The 19,273-nt window shown below is 67.7% G+C and carries 19 protein-coding genes and 4 pseudogenes; 15 read left to right on the top strand and 8 right to left on the bottom strand.

Annotated features, from left to right (window positions below; genetic code table 11):
* Positions 1-1,035: 1,035 nt before the first annotated feature.
* Positions 1,036-1,515: an ATP-binding protein gene (locus tag ACFVWD_RS52370; RefSeq protein WP_389605767.1), complete on the bottom strand. Its 480-nt coding sequence runs from the start codon at positions 1,513-1,515 to the stop codon at positions 1,036-1,038.
* A gap of 166 nt (positions 1,516-1,681) precedes the next feature.
* Here ACFVWD_RS52370 and ACFVWD_RS52365 point away from each other — a divergent pair, with 166 nt between their 5' ends.
* The 5 genes and pseudogenes from ACFVWD_RS52365 (at position 1,682) to ACFVWD_RS52345 (ending at position 6,754) form a co-directional block, all read left to right on the top strand.
* A complete protein-coding gene (locus tag ACFVWD_RS52365; RefSeq protein ID WP_389605766.1) occupies positions 1,682-2,050 on the top strand; it encodes an STAS domain-containing protein in 369 nt (122 codons plus the stop codon).
* Between the two features lie 165 nt (positions 2,051-2,215).
* Positions 2,216-2,407 (top strand): annotated as a pseudogene (locus tag ACFVWD_RS52360) (ANTAR domain-containing protein); the annotation flags it as partial.
* Positions 2,408-2,441: 34 nt separating this feature from the next.
* On the top strand, positions 2,442-3,239 hold the full coding sequence (locus tag ACFVWD_RS52355) for a pyridoxamine 5'-phosphate oxidase family protein (protein WP_389605764.1): 798 nt from the start codon (positions 2,442-2,444) through the stop codon (positions 3,237-3,239).
* A 502-nt stretch (positions 3,240-3,741) separates the two neighbouring features.
* Complete coding sequence (locus ACFVWD_RS52350) at positions 3,742-5,469, top strand: SpoIIE family protein phosphatase (protein ID WP_389605762.1); 1,728 nt, start codon at positions 3,742-3,744, stop codon at positions 5,467-5,469.
* A gap of 733 nt (positions 5,470-6,202) precedes the next feature.
* Positions 6,203-6,754 (top strand): hypothetical protein, encoded by a 552-nt coding sequence (locus tag ACFVWD_RS52345; protein ID WP_389605761.1) that lies wholly within the window; start codon positions 6,203-6,205, stop codon positions 6,752-6,754.
* Here ACFVWD_RS52345 and ACFVWD_RS52340 read toward each other — a convergent pair.
* The gene (locus tag ACFVWD_RS52340) at positions 6,711-7,502 is read right to left on the bottom strand and encodes an IS5 family transposase (protein ID WP_389605759.1); all 792 of its coding nucleotides are present in this window, start codon (positions 7,500-7,502) and stop codon (positions 6,711-6,713) included. The genes ACFVWD_RS52345 and ACFVWD_RS52340 overlap by 44 nt on opposite strands.
* A 278-nt stretch (positions 7,503-7,780) precedes the next feature.
* On the opposite strand from ACFVWD_RS52340, the gene ACFVWD_RS52335 reads away from it, so the two are divergent.
* The 3 genes and pseudogenes from ACFVWD_RS52335 (at position 7,781) to ACFVWD_RS52325 (ending at position 8,976) form a co-directional block, all read left to right on the top strand.
* Positions 7,781-8,260: a hypothetical protein gene (locus ACFVWD_RS52335; RefSeq protein WP_389605757.1), complete on the top strand. Its 480-nt coding sequence runs from the start codon at positions 7,781-7,783 to the stop codon at positions 8,258-8,260.
* Positions 8,257-8,646, top strand: a pseudogene (locus ACFVWD_RS52330) (helicase associated domain-containing protein); the annotation flags it as partial. The gene ACFVWD_RS52335 and the pseudogene ACFVWD_RS52330, both read left to right, overlap by 4 nt.
* 135 nt (positions 8,647-8,781) lie before the next feature.
* Positions 8,782-8,976 (top strand): Helicase associated domain protein, encoded by a 195-nt coding sequence (locus ACFVWD_RS52325; RefSeq protein WP_389605768.1) that lies wholly within the window; start codon positions 8,782-8,784, stop codon positions 8,974-8,976.
* A 55-nt stretch (positions 8,977-9,031) separates the two neighbouring features.
* On the opposite strand, the gene ACFVWD_RS52320 is transcribed toward ACFVWD_RS52325, so the two are convergent.
* Both ACFVWD_RS52320 and ACFVWD_RS52315 read right to left on the bottom strand, forming a co-directional pair.
* Positions 9,032-9,850, bottom strand: a complete 819-nt coding sequence (locus ACFVWD_RS52320) for a hypothetical protein (RefSeq protein WP_389605755.1) — start codon at positions 9,848-9,850, stop codon at positions 9,032-9,034.
* 305 nt (positions 9,851-10,155) lie between these two features.
* Positions 10,156-10,686 carry a hypothetical protein gene (locus ACFVWD_RS52315; protein ID WP_389605753.1) on the bottom strand — a complete coding sequence of 177 codons (531 nt, stop codon included), beginning with the start codon at positions 10,684-10,686 and terminating at the stop codon, positions 10,156-10,158.
* Positions 10,687-11,221: 535 nt separating this feature from the next.
* Between ACFVWD_RS52315 and ACFVWD_RS52310 the strand changes: the two genes are divergently transcribed.
* From ACFVWD_RS52310 to ACFVWD_RS52300, 3 genes are all read left to right on the top strand, one after another.
* Positions 11,222-11,521 carry a hypothetical protein gene (locus ACFVWD_RS52310; RefSeq protein WP_389605751.1) on the top strand — a complete coding sequence of 100 codons (300 nt, stop codon included), beginning with the start codon at positions 11,222-11,224 and terminating at the stop codon, positions 11,519-11,521.
* Positions 11,522-11,710: 189 nt separating this feature from the next.
* Positions 11,711-12,112: a DUF3761 domain-containing protein gene (locus ACFVWD_RS52305; RefSeq protein WP_389605749.1), complete on the top strand. Its 402-nt coding sequence runs from the start codon at positions 11,711-11,713 to the stop codon at positions 12,110-12,112.
* Positions 12,113-12,355: 243 nt separating this feature from the next.
* Positions 12,356-12,640: a hypothetical protein gene (locus ACFVWD_RS52300; RefSeq protein ID WP_389605747.1), complete on the top strand. Its 285-nt coding sequence runs from the start codon at positions 12,356-12,358 to the stop codon at positions 12,638-12,640.
* A 184-nt stretch (positions 12,641-12,824) separates the two neighbouring features.
* Here the strand turns inward: ACFVWD_RS52300 and ACFVWD_RS52295 are convergent, their stop codons facing one another.
* On the bottom strand, positions 12,825-13,025 hold the full coding sequence (locus ACFVWD_RS52295; RefSeq protein ID WP_389605745.1) for a hypothetical protein: 201 nt from the start codon (positions 13,023-13,025) through the stop codon (positions 12,825-12,827).
* Between the two features lie 585 nt (positions 13,026-13,610).
* On the opposite strand from ACFVWD_RS52295, the gene ACFVWD_RS52290 reads away from it, so the two are divergent.
* Complete coding sequence (locus ACFVWD_RS52290; protein WP_389605744.1) at positions 13,611-16,010, top strand: hypothetical protein; 2,400 nt, start codon at positions 13,611-13,613, stop codon at positions 16,008-16,010.
* A 336-nt stretch (positions 16,011-16,346) separates the two neighbouring features.
* On the opposite strand, the pseudogene ACFVWD_RS52285 reads toward ACFVWD_RS52290, so the two are convergent.
* Positions 16,347-16,574 (bottom strand): annotated as a pseudogene (locus tag ACFVWD_RS52285) (IS5/IS1182 family transposase); the annotation flags it as partial.
* Positions 16,575-17,230: 656 nt separating this feature from the next.
* On the opposite strand from ACFVWD_RS52285, the pseudogene ACFVWD_RS52280 reads away from it, so the two are divergent.
* Together ACFVWD_RS52280 and ACFVWD_RS52275 are read left to right on the top strand one after the other, a co-directional pair.
* Positions 17,231-17,506, top strand: a pseudogene (locus tag ACFVWD_RS52280) (IS5/IS1182 family transposase); the annotation flags it as partial.
* Between the two features lie 101 nt (positions 17,507-17,607).
* Positions 17,608-18,180: a DUF6368 family protein gene (locus ACFVWD_RS52275; protein ID WP_389605742.1), complete on the top strand. Its 573-nt coding sequence runs from the start codon at positions 17,608-17,610 to the stop codon at positions 18,178-18,180.
* Between the two features lie 213 nt (positions 18,181-18,393).
* Here ACFVWD_RS52275 and ACFVWD_RS52270 read toward each other — a convergent pair whose 3' ends face one another.
* Both ACFVWD_RS52270 and ACFVWD_RS52265 read right to left on the bottom strand, forming a co-directional pair.
* Complete coding sequence (locus tag ACFVWD_RS52270; protein WP_389605740.1) at positions 18,394-18,810, bottom strand: DUF6233 domain-containing protein; 417 nt, start codon at positions 18,808-18,810, stop codon at positions 18,394-18,396.
* Positions 18,811-18,843: 33 nt separating this feature from the next.
* A complete protein-coding gene (locus ACFVWD_RS52265) occupies positions 18,844-19,056 on the bottom strand; it encodes a hypothetical protein (RefSeq protein ID WP_389605738.1) in 213 nt (70 codons plus the stop codon).
* Between ACFVWD_RS52265 and ACFVWD_RS52260 the strand changes: the two genes are divergently transcribed.
* On the top strand, positions 19,055-19,273 hold a 219-nt coding region (locus tag ACFVWD_RS52260; RefSeq protein WP_389605736.1), incomplete at its 3' end, for a hypothetical protein. The two genes, ACFVWD_RS52265 and ACFVWD_RS52260, sit on opposite strands and share 2 nt — an antisense overlap.

Raw genomic sequence — 19,273 nt, 5'->3', positions numbered from 1 at the left:
CTCTCGGGGGCCGGCCCCTTGTTTTTGGGGGGTTATTCGTGGTATTGGTGCCGGCCGAAGGTGTCTTCTGGTTTATTTACACCTATCGGGGTAACGCGTGTTGGGGCGTTGTTGCGTTTGGGCACCAAGGCCCCGAAGGAACTGCTACACCATCTGCCGGCCCTGATACTGCGCCGGCCTTCTCTTTCCGCACCGGCCCACGGGGGATGAGGGCGTGTGCTGGGATCGCGGTTGCTTGACCGGAGACCACCTCACTATCGATGTCCTGCGGTACCCGGGTTCAACGCTTCGGCCCGGGCGATCCTGATGGCGCTTGGCTCCTCCGTTCTTCCCTCTGGGATCAATCACTTACTAAGCGGGGACTGCGTACTGCTGGTGATGCGCACTGCTCAGCGGCCTGCGACAGCGCCACTCTTCGGCAGCCAGCCCCGTCGCCCGTCCTGCGTCTGCTCTGGCTTAGAACCCCACTGCCGAACTTCCCGGTGCGCGCGCCCGCAGCCGACGCCTTCACCGAGGTACTGCTCACTGACTTCTTCACTGCTGGGTACTGCCACTTGCGGTACTGCTCACGGCGGCCCCTGATCACTGCGGGCCACCCGGTCCGGTCGTCAGCCCCGTCGCCGTCCTGCAACCACCCAGGCTTCGGAACTCCACCACCGCACCGTCCTACGCACCACAACTACATACCGCTGCCTGGCAGTTCGTGTCTGCCAGGCCCTGCTGATCTCGGCTACGAGAGAAACCATAACCACGCCACCACCCAATGTCTACTCCAGCCAACATAGATTTTCGCGTGTCCGACGGTCAGGTAATCGACCTCGAGCGGCGACGGAGGGCGGCACCGGATAGAGCCCGCACAGGCCGCGTGCGCCAACCGGAGACCGATTGGCGCACGCGTGACGTGGATATCGCGGCCTCGTTGACCCGAGCGGCCCCCGAGCCGGGCCCCGAGGATGTCAAGGCTGCCCGCCCCTTGGGCTCGTGATGTCTTCGGCCGGCCGTCATGGCAGTGGGGCCGACGGGGAGCGTCGGCTGCTACTGGGGGCGGTGACCGGTGACGTGTCCGCCAGGATCGCCGGACAGGGCGAGGCGGGCCGTGATGCGCTTGCCGACCGGTTCCTGCTCGGTGAACAGGTCTTCGGTGACGGCTTTGACGATCTCCAGCCCGTGCTGGCCGATCCGGTCGGGATCGGCCGCCCGGGCCGCGGGCACGGTGGGTTCGCTGTCCCACACGACGACGTCCACGGCGCGGGCGGTGATGCGCAGTTCCATCAGGACAGGTCCGGGGGCGTACTTGCGGGCGTTGGTGACCAGCTCGCTGACCACCAGCTGGGTGAGGTCCCTCGCACGAGCGGATACGCACAGGTGATGGTCGGCGTGAGCCTGGTCGAGGAAGACGACGGCGTGGTGGCGGGCTTCGGCGATGCAGCCGTCGTCTCCTTCCAGGGCGTAGCCGGCGCGCATCAGGTATTCATCCGGGCCGGTACAGCCGTCACCGTCGGCATGGGATCCCACGTCTCACCCTCACTCCCCCGTGCGCGCCAATACCCGCGACGGCGTCACGCATGCCTCGTGGGGGTGTCGTTCGGCATGGCCATGTGGGTGCATGCCGCGGGAGTGGTGAGGCAGAATCGTCCCGGCACGCCCTGAGTGGGCAAGCCTAGGCGCAGTCGAGGAGACGGTGAACAACATCCAGAAGGAAGACCGGCCGGACCGGTTCTCCGTCCAGCCCGTAGTGGTCGACGGCGTCCTTGTCGTGACCGTGCACGGCGAGATCGACCACGCCGGCAAGGACCTCCTCAGCCAGGCACTGCTGTCCGAGGACGGCACGGTGCCGCCGCCGCGGATCGTGGCGGACCTCAGCGGCGTGACCTTCATGGACTCCAGCGGCATCAACGTCTTCATCAATGCGCACCAACGCGTGAGCAACGCTCAGGGATGGCTGCGCATCGCCGACGCCCAGGAGTCCGTCGCGCGTCTGCTGCATCTGGTCGGTATCGACCAGATCATCGACTGCCATCCCACCGTCGAGCAGGCCCTGAACACCTGAAACCCTACTCGGGCCGGTCCATGGCCTCCATGTGAGGCCTGCGTCGCTGCACCGCCGGGTCCAGTTCCTGGCCCACCGGCTCCGCAAGCGGCCGGCCCAACGCCCAGGCGATGAGGGCCTCCGCGACCGTGCGCAGTTTGGTGTTGATGCGTGGGGAGACCTCACGCCCGCACCCACGCCCAAATGGAACACGCCCTCGCCACCCGCCACACCATCGGCGAAGCCATGGGCATCCTCATGGGCGCCCGCCACCTCACCGAGCACGAGGCGTTCGACGTGCTGCGCCGCTACTCGCAGGAGAACAACATCAAGCTCCGCGAGGTCGCCCGCCGCATCTGCGAACAGGGCAGTCCGTGACAACCCGCTGCTGAGGAGCGGCTTCCCTGGCTCGTTGGCTGAACCAGAGAAGCCTGGACCAGCTCAGCTCCCCCGGGGGAACACTGCCGAACCCGGCCCTTCCCGCCAAGTCCCCCGCCCAACCCTCCCCACACATCCGCACCAGGCTTGCCCGCCGCCAGCGACGCCAAATCGGCAAGAGGTTCCTCCCGCACCAGCGGGAGGCGGGAGGAGCCGGGGACAGCGCGGCCAGCCGGCAGCGGCCTGGACCGGGGCGATCACCATCACGGGCTCATCGACCGGCCCACGAGGGCCGAACGGCCCATGGCCGCAGGCCGCCCGATCATTCATCCTGTCGCTTCAGGACCGCCTGGCCGCGGCTGCTGTCCGCCCGGCAGCACACGAACAACCCCATGCCGTCTGGAGCCGTCATGACCCGCCCCCTCCAGCCCGCCTCCCCGGCCAGGATGACCGAGCTGGGCCGGGAGGAATCCCTGGCCCTGCTGCCAGCGTCCCGCTGGGCCGTCTCGGCCTCTCCCAGCAGGCGCTGCCCACGATCCGCCTGGTCAACCACCTCGTCGACGGCGAGCACATCGTCATCCGCACGCACACCGAATCGGCGCTGCTGCGCGATCCGTCACTGGCCGAGGTGGTGGTCTATGAAGCCGACCAGATCGACCTCGAGGCCCGCACCGGCTGGAGCGTCATGGTCACCGGCCGGGCCAGCCTGGTCACCGACCCCCTGGACGTCGCCCGCTACCAGCAACTGCTCACGCCCTGGATCGACATCGACATGGACCACGTCGTCCAGATCACGGCCGAGATCGTCACCGGCTACCGCCTGGGACCCTGAACCACAGCCCGCACCCTGATCTTCCTCCCACACGCGGCGAGGCCCGGGAAAGACGCGAAAGCCGACTCAGCCAGCTGCCGAAAGCGCGGCCCCCAGCGCGGCCAGCACCACCAGCGCCGACATAGCACCGCATCCGCGCGGACCCCGGGCCCGGTTGCCCCTGCTGGCGGTAGGGCACGGCCGCCTCTGCTCACCACAGTGCGCGCTGCGCTCCGCGGGCTGGTACGGCGATGACCGCACAGCCGGACCGCGATCCGCACTGGGGCACCTCCACGGCTTTCACCGTAGGCATCCCCGCCCCCACCAAGTCCGGCACTCTGTGCGCGGCCGCTCCGACGCGACCAGAGACGCGATCTGAGATACGGCCAGAGACGCGACGTTAGGCGCGATCAGATATGCGCGGCCGCCGACCGTTGCCACGCCAGGGGCAGCGCATGGAAATGCCCAGCAGTTGATCTTGCCCTTCGGGCGCATGCGGGTACCTTTCGGGTAGAGGAGTGCCATGGACATAACCGGCACCGACACGGGAGATTCCCCCGTGCCCGGTCCCCAGACGTGGTCTGGCGCCCTGCTTGGTGCAACGCTGGAGGACGTGCAGACGGCTGTCGTTGTCGTCGACGACGACGGACTCATCGTCTCGGCCAACGGCGCGGCCCAGAGCGTGCTGGGCCGCAGCTTCGAGGAACTCGTCGGGCAGGATTCCCACGACCTGCTGCACCGCGACAGCCAAGGGCACGCCACGCCCCGCACGCGCTGTCAGCTGAGAAACGCGCTTCTTACCGGGAGAACCGAGCACGGCGACTCGGAGTGGTTCGCCCGCGGGGACGGCACGCTCGTCCGGCTGTCCTGGCTCGTCGCGCCCTGCTCCTCCGGATCGGAGAGGGCGGGTGCGCTGGTGCTGATGTACGAATCGAATCGGGGCCCATCGGACGAGGGCGTCAACGAGGTCCCAGCACCGCTGACGGTGCTGGACCGCCTGGCCCTGCTGGCAGAGACAACCACTCAGCTGACGTCCACCCTGAATGTGGACGAGGCAATACGTCGGCTGGCGGCCCTGACGGTGCCCCGGCTTGCGGACTGGGCAGTGATCGATCTGCTCACCGAACAAGACGAGGTTCGACGCGCCTTGGTGACGGAACACAAGGACGGCATCCTGATCGAGCGGGAGGACCTGCAAGGGCCCATGCCCCCCGTGCCGGAGGAGTCCCCGATGCCCCTGTCGCGGGCTCTGCGCGGCGCCGCGTCCTCTCTTGCCGGCCCTGCCACCTATCAGGGCCCGCCCGATTCCGGAATCGCGGTCGAGCAGGGTCGCTTGTTCACCGAGACGGGCATGCACTCCGCTGTCATCGCGCCCATCCGAGGTCTGCGCGACGTGCTCGGAGCCCTGACCCTGGGACGCTCGAAACGTCCTGGCGCCTTCACCGCCGCCGATCTGCCACTGCTGGAGGACATCACCCGCCGGGCCGGCCTGGCGCTGGACAACGCGCGTCTGTACCAGCGCCAGCGCAAGGTCGCCGAAACCATGCAGCGCCACCTGCTGCCCCAGCTCCCCACCGTGCCCGGGGTGGGCATGACAGCGCGATACGTACCCGCTCCGCATGCCTCCTCCGTCGGCGGTGACTGGTACGACGCCTTCGCCCTAACCGACAGCTCCCACGCCTTGGCCATCGGCGACGTTGTCGGGCACGACCTCGACGCCGCAGCCGGCATGGCGCAGGTCCGCAACATGCTGCGCGCCTTCACATGGTCCCAGCCCGAGGCCATGCCCAGCGCCATCGTCACCCAGCTCGACAACGCCGTGAAGCACATAGCCGAGGTCCCCATGGCGACCATGATCCTGGCCACGCTCGCTCTCGACGACGACGAGCTGTGGCAACTGTGCTGGACGAACGCCGGCCACCCTCCTCCGCTGCTGGTCAGCCACGACGGTCGCGCCCGCTACCTCACCGACGCCCACGGCATTCTGCTCGGAACCGGAATGTTCCGGCCTCGCCCCGATGTCTTCACCGTCCTGCCGCCCCGCACCACCCTCCTGCTCTACACCGACGGCCTGGTCGAGTCACCACACCACTCCATCGACCACGGACTGGACCGGTTGCGTCGACACGCAGCCTCTCTTGCCCACCGCCCTCTGGATTCCTTCTGCGACCTGCTGCTGGAGCAGGTCCGCCCCGGCGACAACGACGACGACGTCGCCATGCTGGCGCTACGCACGCCCACTCGTGCATAGACCGGCGGCCACGATCAGCCCGTAGCGAGCCCTGTTACCCGTTCGGACCTCTTGCACGTCCATCACTGGGGAGCGTGTGCGAGGGCACGGTAGGAGCAGATCAACTCTCCGGCCTTGCGACGGTGGTTATGTGCGTGACTGTGGGAGCCGTTTCGATGTGACTGTGGGAGTCGCCATCTGACCGAGTTCACTTGATCACGGAAGGGGTCACTTTTCATCGACCGATAGGGGGTCACGGTTCACGGAACGGCGACAAGCTGCACAAGCTGACGGCCCGGTACCGACGGGGAGAGCGGTACCGGGCATCGTGATCAGCAATTTTCGTGCTCGGGCCCTGCATGACGGCGATCGATGACCAGGCCCCTCGAACGTTACTGACAGAGCACTACCAGCGTCCCGAACGCGGCCGCCGCCGTGCGCGATGAAGGCTTCGCATCAGATCTCGACGATGACTCCCTGCCGGGGTGGTGCTACATCAGCACTCGCGCGTAGCTGCGCACCGGTCGGGTGAAGCCGCCCGAGCCGGAGAACCTCCGGGGGCGTCGCCACGTCATGCCAGACATGAAGCAGATCAATGACGCGCATGTGGCGAAGCCGGGGCCTCGGAGCCTGCAGACCTGAGAAGCTGTTGTCTTTCCGGGCTTGAGGAGAACGTTTCCGCTGGTCGGGCGTAGGGTCGGTGATCCTGTGGGAGTGGTGGTCTGTTGTGTCGCCGCTGCTGTGGAGGTCATGGATGCCGTCGGTCGTGGGGCTGCTGGAACAGCGCGAGCTCGTCGCTCGCCGTCGCGTGGACGAGCTGCGGGAGGAAGCCGACCGCGTCCAGGCTGAACTGGCCGTGGCCGAGCAGGACTGGAAGGAATGGGCCATCGCTCGCTCACGGGTGGGCGAGGTGCTTGCCCCGGCGGATGAGGCCGGGCATGGCCACGACCAGGCCGACCGGACAGCACCGGCCGCCCACGGGCAGGCCGGGGAGGCATCGCCAACGCCGGAAGCGGCGAAGACGAAATCGCAGGTGCCGGTGTGGCGTGACGGGCTTGCGTGGTCGGCGTTGTCGGTGGACTACCAGCGCATCCTCACCGCGCTCGCGGACCGGGCCCGGCTCGGGCAGGGGCCGATGACCTGCCAGGAGATGGCCGCTTCGTTCGGCATGGACGTGGTTCCGGCGCGGGCGGAGGCGCTGAGGTCGAAGGCGAAACGCCTGGTCGCGCGCGGCTGGCTGGCCGAGCCGGCGCCGGGCCGGTTCACGCCCGCCCGCGGCGTGAGCGAGCCAGGCGGCGGGTCATGAGCAGGGTCATCGACCAGTAGATCATCGCCTCGGCGCTGGCGGTGCGGCGTTCGAAGTCGCGGGCCAGGCGGCGGGTGCGCATGAGGTGGGCGAAGAGACGCTCGACGATCCACCGCTTGGGCAGCACCACGAAGCCACGCATGTCGTCGCTGCGTTTGACGATCGCCAGGACCAGGACGAACGTGGCCAGACAGTGCTCGACGAGGCTGCCGGTGTAGCCGCCGTCGGCCCAGACGAGGGCCAGCAGGTGGTGGACGTCGGCGACTTGGCGCAGCAGGACCTGGGCGGCGGCTCGGTCGCCGACATTCGCGCTCGTGACCATCACGCCCAGCAGCAGGCCGAGAGTGTCGACCACGACGTGCCGCTTGCGTCCATTGATCTGTTTGCCGCCGTCGAAGCCACGGCTGTCCGATCCGACGACGGCGTCAGCCTTGACGGACTGCGAGTCGATCACGCCGGCCGTCGGCTGCGCGTCCCGGCCCAGCCGCTCGCGGACCCGGGCGCGCAGCCGGTCATGGAACTCTCTGACCAGGGCGTGGTCGCGCCAGCGGCGGAAAAACGCATACGTCCGGTCCCACGGCGGGAAGTCGGCCGGCATCGCCCGCCACTTGACGCCGTTGTCCACGAGGTACCGGATCGCGTCCAGCAGCGCGCGGTGGCAGTATCCCTCTGGCCGGCCGCCCCGCCCGCGCATCCAGCCCGGCACCGGCAGCAGCGGCCGGACCTCGGCCCACTCCGCATCCGTCATGTCCGTCGGGTACCGGCGCTGCCGTTCGGGCCGGTCAGCCGCGTTGCCGTACACGTGCGCGAGACAATCACACGTTGGAGCGGCCGAGTTGGACCACCCGGCCATCGACACGGAAGACTGCAGCACAGGGGCCTCCTGTTGCTCTATGGATTCGACACCCACGAGCTGTTCAGGAGGCCCCGTCTTCATGCTCTGGCCACGACAGGATCACCCGACCGGGAATCCGCGTTCGACCGCCACCGCTCAAGATCGAAAAGACAACAGCTTCTGACAGTCACGTGCAGACCATCAGTCAAAAACCAGGACAAGGGAAACTCGCCTCCCTGATCGTTCCCGTATTCCTCCGGCCCGGAGAGCAGCCGGAAGACATGTTCACCTCCGGGTCGTACCGGCCCCTGGTGAAAGTTCTTGAGGGATTGCGAGCTCACGATGAAGAGGCCGTCGAACTGCTCGCGATCCCGCAGGAGCCTCAGAAGGACGTCGCGCAGCCGTCCGTGAGCATTGGCGCGGCGCCCGATGAAGGAGAGGAAGAAAGCCGCCTGCTGCTCCGTTTTGCCGCTCCCAGAGACCCGGTGATGGTCGCGGACTGGGTGTCCTTCAACGTGATCGACACCGAGAAGCAAGACTGGGCCCGCGGCTGGACATCGCTCACGAAGTTCACCGAGCGTGAGCTTCACGCCCGAGTTTCGTATGGACACAAGGAGGGCGCGTACCCACTCGGACAGAACAACGACGAGCCTACGGAGCCGGACAGATGACCGGCCAGCGCGCGAGGCGACTCGAGCAGTTGGGCATGGTCTGGTCGCTGACCGATGAGCGGTTCCAGGAGAATCTGGAAGCCGCCCGCGCGTACTACGACCAGCACTGGACACTGTGCGCGCCCCGGTCCGCGACGATGCTGGACCGGCCGATCGGGCAGTGGCTGTCCAACCTCCGCCAACCTGGTGCCCTCGCCGAACACCCGGAGTGGGAGACGGCGCTGCGCGAGGTCGACGCGGACTGGAACCCGGCGTGGCCGGCCGACTGGCAACGCCACTACGCCGCACTACGCGAACTCGTGCGCGATGAGGAAGGCCCGGTGGAGGTCCTGCCCGGCGTCACCATCCACGGCATGGACATCGGAAAATGGCTGGCCAAGCAGCGCACCCCGGCGGTCTGGCACGCCCTGACGGACAGGCAACGCGAACGCCTCGAACAACTCGGCATCACACCGCCGGCCCCGGAACCCGAAGCGCCCGCGAAGCCCTCCACGACGCCCCTGAGCGCCTTCGAACGAGGTGTGGCAGCCCTCGCCCAGTACAAGACCCGCGAGCGCTCTGTGACCGTCCCCAGGAACCACGTCGAACGGCTCGACGACGGGACCCAGGTCCGGCTCGGCGTGTTTCTCTCCAACACCAAGAGCAGACGTGGGAAGTTGACCGCCGACAAGCGCCAACAGCTCGCTGGCCTCGGACTGGCATGGGCCGCGGTTTGAACTGTTGTCATTGCGCGCCGGGCAGTGCGAGAGCAAGCATCAGCGCCCGCTGCGCTCAGTCCGCAGCGTTCACCATCAGTTCGTGTCGGATGTCCTCGGCCCGCTCCTGGGACTGACGCAGTACTGAAATGAGCAGCATCACGGCGACGATGCAGTGACCAGGGCTTAGGTGATCGAGGGGCAGGTGATGCAGGACAGCGTGGCGCGAGAGGTTGTCGGGCAGCGGGTCGTTTCGTTCCGGGCGGTACTGCGCATAGAGCGTGGCCAAGGGGGCGAAGACGTACTGCCGGGTTGGCAGATAGCTGTTCGGCTTCTCCTTGCCGATCTTGCCGAGGGCGGCGTTCGTGCGGTCCTTGGTTTCGGTCAGGGTGTACAGAATCTGTTCGAGTGCAGCTATGGCCAGGGTCGCCGCAGCCTCACGATGACCGTCAGCCCACGCTGCCACCGCCTTACGGCCGGCCTCGACCTCGGCGGTGAGCCAGAGGTCGTCGCATTCGTCCAGGCGGGCACGGCACAGTGAGCGGATCTCATCCTCAGCCGCAACGAGGACGGCGAGTTTGTCGTCGTGGCCAGGGTCGGCGGCTGCGAGTCGGCGGAGGATGTCAGCGCTGGGAACCCAGGCAACAGGGATGCCATCGCCCTGCGCCAGGTCTAGAAGTTGCTCAAGCGACAGGGTGCTGCCCCACCAGTTCTCGTGCCGGGCTGCAGGGTAGAAGCTGGGCATTTCTCGCGCCCCGTGGACTGCCGGGTCATAGGTATCCCAGACGCGCGCCCAATCGCGAATCTCCGCTATTGAGACGCTATGTCTTCCCGCGCCCGGTCGATGAATGTCGTCATGTACGCCATCCTGCTCAAGTCCGCGGACCAGCGTCATCTACTTGATCAGAACTCATCCAACCCGCCGACCGGCCGGATGAACAACAAGGCACCATCGTGGTCGCTCCCTTCACCCCGGCCTCCGCGTGCTGAACGGATTCCCGGCCAACTCCACTGGCCCCCGCACCGTGCGCTCGCCGCACACCTCAGGCACCGCCGTACCGCCCGCCGGTGTTGACCACCGGTGGACGGTCCCGCAAAACCGGGCACACTTCATGCGCCGGTGAGGCGATCAGCCGGTCCGATGCAAGATCACCACACCAGCCCGAGCATCGCGTTCCCGTGACAGCCGGCCCGGAACGGTCAGGCCGCGAGACGTTCGCGGACGTGGTCGCGTGAGACCTTGGTGATCTCATGCCAGAACGGCACTGCGGTCAGATAGAGCCCCAGCGCACTGAGGATTCCCAGGGACACGTCCACACTGATGCGTCCCTGTTTGGCCCAGTAGACGTCCTTCAGGTCCAGCAAAAGGGCGAACTCGTCGGCGATCAGCGCCGATCCCGTGCCGTACAGAGCGCCGATTCCGGGATGACCGACATATGCCTGGTCACCGCGTACCGCGACCAGCCCGACGCCCGCGAGTGTGGCGATACCGAAGTTGTAATGATGCAAGTGTGTGCTGCCGGCGGACACGTTGCCCCAGGGGAGCCAGCCGCCTCGGATGCCATGGGTGATCAACCGTGCCGTGCCGAAGGTGCAACCGAAGGCAAGCCAGGCGGCCAGGAGCGGACGCTGGGCGGGGGTGGTGTGTTCGTCCAGCACCCGCCGCCACCGCTCTCGCAACCGAGGGTGCCGGTCACCGCCGGATGACCCGGAAGCGGGGGCAGCGGGCATGCTCACTCCTGATCGTCGCGGTCGTGACCGGTGGCGAGGATGACGCGCCCGGACACCCGCCAGCCCTACCCCGAAGGGGCAGCCGGATACCGACACGCCGCCCGTATGGCGCAGCGCCCAGGGTTGTGGCGGCAAGAGATTCGCCGGGCTGGCCGCCGTGGGACGACACACGCGCTGCCGGCGTTCTGGAACCCCTAGGGTCCGCCTGCCTGTCCGGTCGGCTACGGCCTGGGGCTGGTCGTCGCCGCCTGCCGGGCCCGGCTCGATGCGTTCGAGGGGGAGCAGCTCTGACAACGCCCCCGGCAGGCCAAAGCTGTTGGCCCGTGGATGGACGCAGGCCGAGTTGCGTGGGAGTCCCGCACCCGTTGGCGGCAGGATCGGTGCAACGGGAGGTTCCAGCCGACCAATGGAAAGAGGGGCTTCTGTCCCGCTTCGCCTGTCGGCTCGTCAATCCTTATGAAACCCTTACGTCACAGGTTGCTGCGGGCCACACTTGTGCTCCGTTTGAGGCAGGGGGGCTATGAGTAATCCATACGTGAATGTGCCGATCCGCGCCCGCATGTACGCGACCACAGTGCACAAGGTGATCTGGGTCGTGGTCGTTGTGGCGTCAGCTGGACTGTTGGCGCCGCCGTTGTTCTTCATCGCGGCGAAGAAACGCGTGATCAGCATGCTGGTACCTGCCGCCTACGCGGTGATCACCTACGGTTCGGCGTTCCTGGGATCGCTGGTCGGGAACCCGAAGAACTGGGTGGGCGGCGTACTCGCGCTCACGATGATCGTGGCAGCAGTGCATGCGGCCATCTTGGACATGGACTGGAAGGCCGGGCGGTAGTCGTGGTGGGGCTTGCGATCTCGTTGATTCGGCTGTCCCTGCGGTTGACCTTCGGGATGGTCGACATGATGGTGTGGGCGTGCACGCTCGGGAAGGTTGATCCCAGGACGCGCCGGTTCGTGTGAGGCGCCCTCGGGGGCGCGCGGCCCGCTGTTCCCGGGGTACGGGACGGCGGGCCGTTTGCTGCCCATGCCCAACGGGCGATTCGCGCCGCTTACCGCACGCACCCCGCAAACCCTGCTGGGACGGGTTCCTTTCCCCTCTTCGTGTGACGCCGCCCCTGCCACGGCCCGGCCGACACACACACCTGAAACGATCAACGCTCACCAAACGGGAGGGGACACCGTGCTCACCAAACTCAGGGCAGGGCTGGCGGCGGTTGCTGTCGCCGGGGCGCTGCTGGCGCCCGTCGTTACGGCTACGCCGGCGGCGGCGGCCTCGTGCGCGCACCATACGACGGGCTCGTGCCGGGCGAACAGTTCGCACCCGCACGGTGCAACGGCGAAGTGCAAGGACAGCAGCTACTCGTACGCAAGGTCTTTCCGGGGGACGTGCTCGCACCATCGTGGGGTGAAGTACTGGTACCGGTGATCTGGTGACCGCATAGAGACAGGGGACACGAATGCGCGGTAGAGAACTGCCGCATCCGAGCAGGTACGGCCAGGCGGACACGGGTCAGTACATGCGGGAGTGCTACGCCGACTCGGGCGTCGGCCAGGACATCCACCCCCGACCCTGCTGACGCCCACCCACTGCCGCCCACCTCCCATCACAGGTGCGGGCCGAGGCCGGGCCGGAGCGGGTGTTCGCTCTGACGCACGCCGTCGTGGCCCGATGGTCAGAGCAGGCCCTCAACTGGGCGCTGGAGACAATCTGGAACGGCGGCGGATCGTGGGGCGGGACGCGGTCGTCTTCCCCGAGGTGGTGGCCGTCGCCGACGCGCTGCTGGACCCGGCCATCGCCCAGTTGGTATGGCTCGACAGCAGCGCCGGGCGGCCGCGGGCACCGCCCGCCCACGGAGCGTTCTCCCAGCGGCTAGTTAGAGCGTCGAAGATGCCCGCCCATGAGGAAGTAATAGTCGGGGTCGATACGTTCAGGCAGCGGGCTGGTCTCTCGTAGTGCGACTTGCCACCCAGGTGAGTGAGCCGGAAGTGGTGCTTCCAGCGGCTCCCGGCGGCAGCCAGTACGAAGACCACGCGCCCGTTCGTGATCTTCGAAAGAAGGGCCTGTACGTCTCCCCCATGCTGTACTCGCCTCGGCCACCGCGCTGCCCGAACTCGCGGTCCGTCCCGGACGAGCCGCTTCACGAGCACAGTGCAGCAATCGCGGCGGTCACGGTGGCTGCGAGCGTCAGTACAACGGCGAATGCTGCGGAGGCCTGCCGGAGCGCGGTGGGGTAGCTGGCCCCGTCCAGGCGGGCGAGCTTGGCCGCTGCAGCCGCGATCAGCAGCGCGATCACCACGACAAGGACGCTGGTGAGTAGTGCAATTGCGAGGACAGGCACGTCGAGCTCCTTTTACGCAATCGGTGTTGACATGCCTGACGGTCGTTCAGATCTTGTTCGCCAGAGCTCGCCGGGAGGAAGATGAACATCGGCAAACACGGAGCAGGCGGGGGCGGGCAGATGAATGGTGAGCACGTCGAAGACAATCCGGCACTCACCGAGCTGCACCGGAAGCTCAATGCGGGGCTGGCCCGCTCGCGGCTGAAGAAGACCGATCTCGCAGGTGCGACGGGGCTGGGGCGTACGACCGTGCAGCAGGCTTTCCAGGATGGGGGGCCTGTGCCGTCGGCTGAGACGGTGGCAGCGCTGGCCCGCCCGCTGAGGCTGTCGGCCGAGGAGTTGCTGGAGCTGCGCCGGACCGCGGCGGATACGGCGTCGGGTGCACCGAGAGGTGCTGGACCGGGCCCGGGCAGGCCGATCTCCGATTGGGATCCATACGCTCTGGAAGTCCACCCCGCCGGCTCCGCCCCGGGCATGTACAGCGGCGGCTCGCCGAAGCAGCGACCGCTCCCTGGCTACGTACGGCGGGTACATGATCGGGCATTGGCGGAAGCAGTGCGGGATGCCGGGGAAGGGTGGAGTCGAATGGTGATCCTGGTCGGCACCTCGTCGACCGGGAAGACGAGGGCGTGCTGGGAGGCCGTCCAGCCGCTCGCCGAGAACGGGTGGCGTCTGTGGCACCCCTTCGACCCGACGCGTGCTGAGGCCGCCCTGGAAGACCTGGAACGGGTCCGGCCGCGAACAGTGGTGTGGCTGAACGAGGCCCAGCACTACCTTGGGGACCCCGTAGCGGGTGAGCGAATCGCGGCCGCCGTGCACGCACTGCTCATCCAGCCCGAGCGCGCACCTGTACTGGTGCTGGGCACCTTGTGGCCCGAATACGCCCGTCGGTACGCCGCGCCGCCCTCGCCAGGTGGGCAGGACTCTCACAGCCGAGTACGGGAACTGGTCGCTGGCCGCACCCTGGCCGTCCCCGACACCTTCGATGCCTCGGCCCTGACCGCTGCCGCTGCCCTCGCCAAGGCCGGTGACCGGCTTCTTGCGGGCGCGCTGGCCCGCGCCCGTCCCAGCGGGCAGGTCGCTCAGGACCTGGCTGGTGTCCCCCAGCTACTGGAACGCTTCGAGCATGGGAGTCCGGGCGCCAAGGCAATGCTGGAAGCGGCGATGGACGCGCGCCGGCTCGGTGTTGGCCTCCATCTGCCACAGGCTTTCCTTATCGACGCCGCCACCGACTACCTCAGTGACACGGACTACGACGAGCTTGCCGACGACTGGGCCGAGGCCTCCTTCGCCGAACTCGCCCACCTCGTCCACGGCAAGCAGGCTCCTTTGCGCCGTACCACTCCCCGTCCCGAGCATCGGCCGCCAGGCGCCCTGGCGCCCCTCAGCCCGGCCCCCGTGCCGCCAACCGGAACAGTATTCCGGCTCGCTGACTACCTCGAGCAGCACGGTCGAATCGCTCGCCAACGCCTCTGCCCGCCAGCCTCCTTCTGGCACGCCGCCCACAGTCACCTCACCCGCCCCGGTGACCTGAAGGTCCTCGCCAGGGCTGCCGGGAGCCGGCATCGCCTTCAGTGGGCCCACCACCTCTGGCAACGCGCTGCCGAAGCTGGCGACACCGAGGCCCTGGCTGACCTGGCCGTGGCCCGGGAGGAGGCCGGGGACCGGGAAAGCGCTGAGGCACTCGCCCGCAAGGTCGCCAAGGCCGGCGACCCCGCCGCCTTACGCCGCTTGGCTGACAAGCGAGCAAAGGCCGGGGACCGGAAGGGGGCCGAGGCCCTCTACCGGGAGGCCGCCGACGCAGGCGACAACAGTGTCTTGTCCAACCTGGCCGAACTGCGGGAAGAGGCAGGAGAACGGGAGCGGGCCGAAGCCCTGGCTGAGCAAGCCGCCGAGGCCCACAACACCGGGCCTCTGATCCGCCTGGCCGTGATGCGGGAAGAAGCAGGGGACCGGAGAGGGGCCGAGGATCTCCTATGGAAACTCGCCACCATTGGCAGCACCGCTCCCCTGGACAACCTGGCCATGAGGCGTGAGGGGGCCGGGGACCAGGAGGGCGCCGAAGTGCTGGCCCGGCACGCCGCCGAATCCGGCGACACCGAGGCCCTGGTCCGCCTGGCCGTAATACGCGAACGCGCCGGAGACCGGGAAAGCGCTGAGGCCCTGGCCTGGGAGGCGGCTGGTCTCAATGACACCGAGGCCCTGGTCCGCCTGGCTGTGATACGGCGAGAGGCCGGAGACCTGGACGATGCCGAAGCCCTCCTGCGGCACGCCATCGACGCCGACAGCACAGAAGCCCTGCTCCTCCTGGCTGCCATGCAGGAAAGGGCAGGAGACTTGGAGGGCGCCGAAGCCTCCCTCCGGCAGGCCATCGACACCGGCACCCCCCGCGCGCTGGTGCACCTGGCCCTTCTGCGTGAACGCGCCGGAGACCGGGAAAGCGCCGAAGCACTAGCCCGGCAGGCCACCGAGACCGGCAACACCCTCGCCCTAGTGGACCTGGCCCTTCTGCGTGAACGCGCCGGAGACCGGGAAAGCGCCGAAGCACTAGCCCGGGAGGTTGCCAGCCTTGGCGAGCCCATAGCCCTGGTCCGCCTGGCCGCCATGCGGGAACAGGCCGGAGAACTGGACGATGCCGAGGCCCTCTTGCGGCACGCCGCCGACAACGGCCGCACCCACACCCTCGTCGACCTGGCCCTTCTGCGTGAACGCGCCGGAGACCGGGAAAGCGCCGAAGCACTAGCCCGGGAGGTTGCCGACACCGGCAACACCTCCGCCCTACTCCTCCTGGCTGCCATGCGGGAACAGGCCGGAGAACCGGAAAGCGTCGAAGATCTCCTTCGGCAGGTCGCCAACGTCGGCCAGTCCATATCTGCGGCCCTCCTGCTCACCTTGCGCAGAAGCCCGGACGGATCCTTTTCGTTCAACAAGCGATGGCCGCACGGACTGGACCCAGACGGCACACCCACGCCCCCGTGGCAATGAGAAACAGCCCCAGAGACGGGACTCAGCCGATGTCACATCGAGGGATACTCAGCCAGCTGCCGGTCTGCGGCATCCCCCTCGTATCCGGACCGGCCGATCACGCCAAAGCACAGCGCACTCAACGCCTTCAAGTACACCGGCAAGACCGAATGACACCCAAGAACTCGGCGAGTGGATCATGAACGCCGAGTGACCACCACGGTGGGCGGAACCGCGTGACATGGGCAACGGCTCCAGAGGGCGTTTCATCCGGTATTGCCGGTTTTGAGCCGTTTCATGCACCACGCCAAGCCGGAGGGGATTCGGCAGCAAGTCTGCGGGCCATGAGGCTGATCAGCCGAGAATTCTCTCGACGGTCCGGCGGCGGGGCGGGACGGCGAATCCCCTGGTTGTGGGGTCGCGGCGGACGATGTGCATGTCGATGCCGAGAGCGGCGGCGCGCTCGACGAGGTGCTGGCGGTAGCCGCCGTCGACCCAGGTCTTACGGACGGTGGAATGCTCGGCCGCGACCTTCTCGATGAGGGCCTGGCCCGCGGCCGAGTCCTGCACCCTGGCCGCAACGAGGGAGTCGGCCGCGGCGACGACCGACTCCGGTGTCGCGTAGGCGCGCCGGAGTGAGGTGACCGGCCCGCGGGGCATCAAGTATCCCGGGCCGACATAGGCGTACGCCCAGCCCGTCTCCTCGCCCCAGAGCAGGCGGATCCCGCCCGGGCCTACGCAGCGGCTCACATCCCACCGCAGCCGGATGCGCATCCGCTCGTCCGGGCGGGCACGCAGGTTGAGGCGGGCGATGCCCGGCGGGACGGCGCGGTCCACCAGCGCCTGGTCCATCGCAGTGGCGTACGGCCAGTGCGGCAAAGTGTGGGGCAACAGGCCTGGAAGCCCTGGCGGTTGGAGCAGCACTAGGCCGTGTTGCGAAAGTGAATCAAGGTCGTGGATGATCAAGCGCCGTGGGGCAGGAGATCTAACGAACGGTCAGTGGGCCCGGCTTGAGCCGTTGCTGCCGCTGGGCAAGAAGCCGGGCCGGCCACCGACGAGGCAACCGTCAACATCACCCGCAGCCGCCTCGGACGCCTCACCCGCCAAGGCTTCCTCACCCAACCAGGACGAGGCCGCTACCAGAAACGGACTTAACGTCCACTCACAGTGCTGCTTACAGCACAGATGTCCCGCCCGACCCCCGCCTGGACTGACCAACGGCCAACCCACGTGCCTATTAGGCCTACAGCTCTCATGCCAACCGCGCCTACCTGCGCCGACGCGGTATCCGCTGCACCATCCCGGAGAAAGCCGACCAGATCCGCAACCGCAAGAAACGCGGTTCCCGCGGCGGCCGCCCACCGAAGTTCGACAAGGTGGATTACAGGGAGCGCCACGCGGTGGAGTGCGGGATCAATCGCCTCAAGCGTCACCGGGCGGTGGCCACGCGGTATGACAAGCTCGCTGTCCGCTACGCAGCGACCGTTCTGGTTGCGGCCATCAACGAGTGGCTGTGACTTGCGAGCCAACAGCCGCAACATCCGCCCGAAGGAAACCATTGGTGCTTTGCGCCTTCCCGGCGCCACGCTGAGCGCCACGACCGATTCAGGAGGATGTGATGGGCGGACCTGCGGCAGGGCTTTGGCTGCCAGGAAGACGAAGTGCACTCGACGCCGCCCCGTGGCTGGAGAGCTTCTGCGAAGTGCGGATCGAGAACGACGACTCGCTTGAGTTCTCCGTCCGCCAGCCATCGGCAATTGGCCTCCATGGTCTCCAACAGACCTCACCCGGCTCATTCCATCTCGGACCGGAGTCCCTGGAGGACTACCAGGAGCTGGGTTTCCCCGGGCTCGACCGTCCGCCCGCAGCCGAGTTGGCCCTGCTCGCTTACTCCTCGGGGCAGGAAAACCACCTCCTCCTCGGGCATCTTGCCCAGTTCCTCGCCGAACGCTTCGCCGCACTGATCGACCTCGGTGGACTGCTCGGTTACCGCTTCTGCGTCCACGGCACCTCCCGTGGGGAGGAGGAAAATCTCCTCGCCGAAGCCCGGGCGCTGGCGTCATCGCTCCCGGGCCGTGTCTGGGAGATGCCGTACGCCGCGCACGGCGGAGGCTGCGGGTATAGCCACGTCGGCGACCTTGAGTTCCTGGCCGCATGGCTGGATCACCCCAACTTCCGCATGATCAAGTAGCGGGGCAGGAGGAAGTGACGGTGCTGGCCACGGCCCACAACGAGTCGCCCTGGCCAGCGCTTTCGCAACACGGCCTAGTTGCAGGGGCGCACCCCAGCAGGATCGCGGAGGCTGCCCGGTCTGTCTCCGGGGCGATGCGCTGTGGCATCTCGTCCATGTGCCCGAATGTACGTCCGGTGTTACGTACAAGCAGGCCAGGCGCGACTGGCTTGGTCACGCAAGGTCGATGCCCAGCTCGGTATCCGGTCGGCAGAACTGGCATGCCGTGATGTTCGGGTCTGCGAGTGCGGCACGTGCTTCATCGGCCCGGATCGGATGAGAGGTGCCCTCGATCATGGTGCAGTCGGCCATGTGGATCAGGGCGGGCTCGGGCCCGGTCGGTGTGCGCTTCTGCTGGACGACGTAGCCCGACTTCGGCGACGGGGGCGTGAAGTTGGGCAGGGAGCCAGCCCCCTTCGGCTGGCGCTGCGGTCGCCGCGGCGGCTGATGTTCAGCGAGAACGAGGGCATCCTGCACTGCATCCCGCTGCAGCCGTAGGTAGACGGTGATCGTCTCGTTGTCCGCGATCTCTCGGTCGAGGTGGGCCAGGATCGCTCGCAGGCGGGGCGGGTCAGGCGGCAGCAGGGGCATGGCGCGCACCAACCCCGTACGGGGCGAGACCGCTCATCGTGAGCTTCTTCCTCTCTGCCCGTTGGCATGCAAGGCCGACCAGGCCGCATTCCGCTTGCCGTCCTGCCAGTGCGGATGAGACATCACCGTGATCGACAGCTGGATGAGCCTGCGCCTCAGGGGCGTCCGTGGCTGTTCGGCGAGCTGACGGTAGGTGGTGTGCCACGCCTCAAGGGCCTGGGCGAGGTCGTCGGGAATCCGTCGCATGGCCAAATTCAATCACGTGTTCGATTTCGTCTGCCAGTCGGACTCGGCGCCTGTGACCGTCAGCGGTAGGGCGCGCGGCTTCCTCCTGCTACTGACCTTTTCGGATTGGCTTCGGGGGATCGGGGGTGAGGGTCAGTCCGGTTTCGGTGAGGCAGCCGTTGATGAGCTCGGGGTGACGCTGGATGTGGGCAAGCCCTCGGCGGAGGGTGCGGGTGAG

Origin of the sequence: Streptomyces sp. NPDC058086, from assembly GCF_042885015.1 — a bacterium.
Classification (GTDB): Bacteria; Actinomycetota; Actinomycetes; order Streptomycetales; family Streptomycetaceae; genus Streptomyces.
Note: the sequence above shows the minus strand (reverse complement) of the source record. Positions and strands in the feature narration are given on the sequence as shown.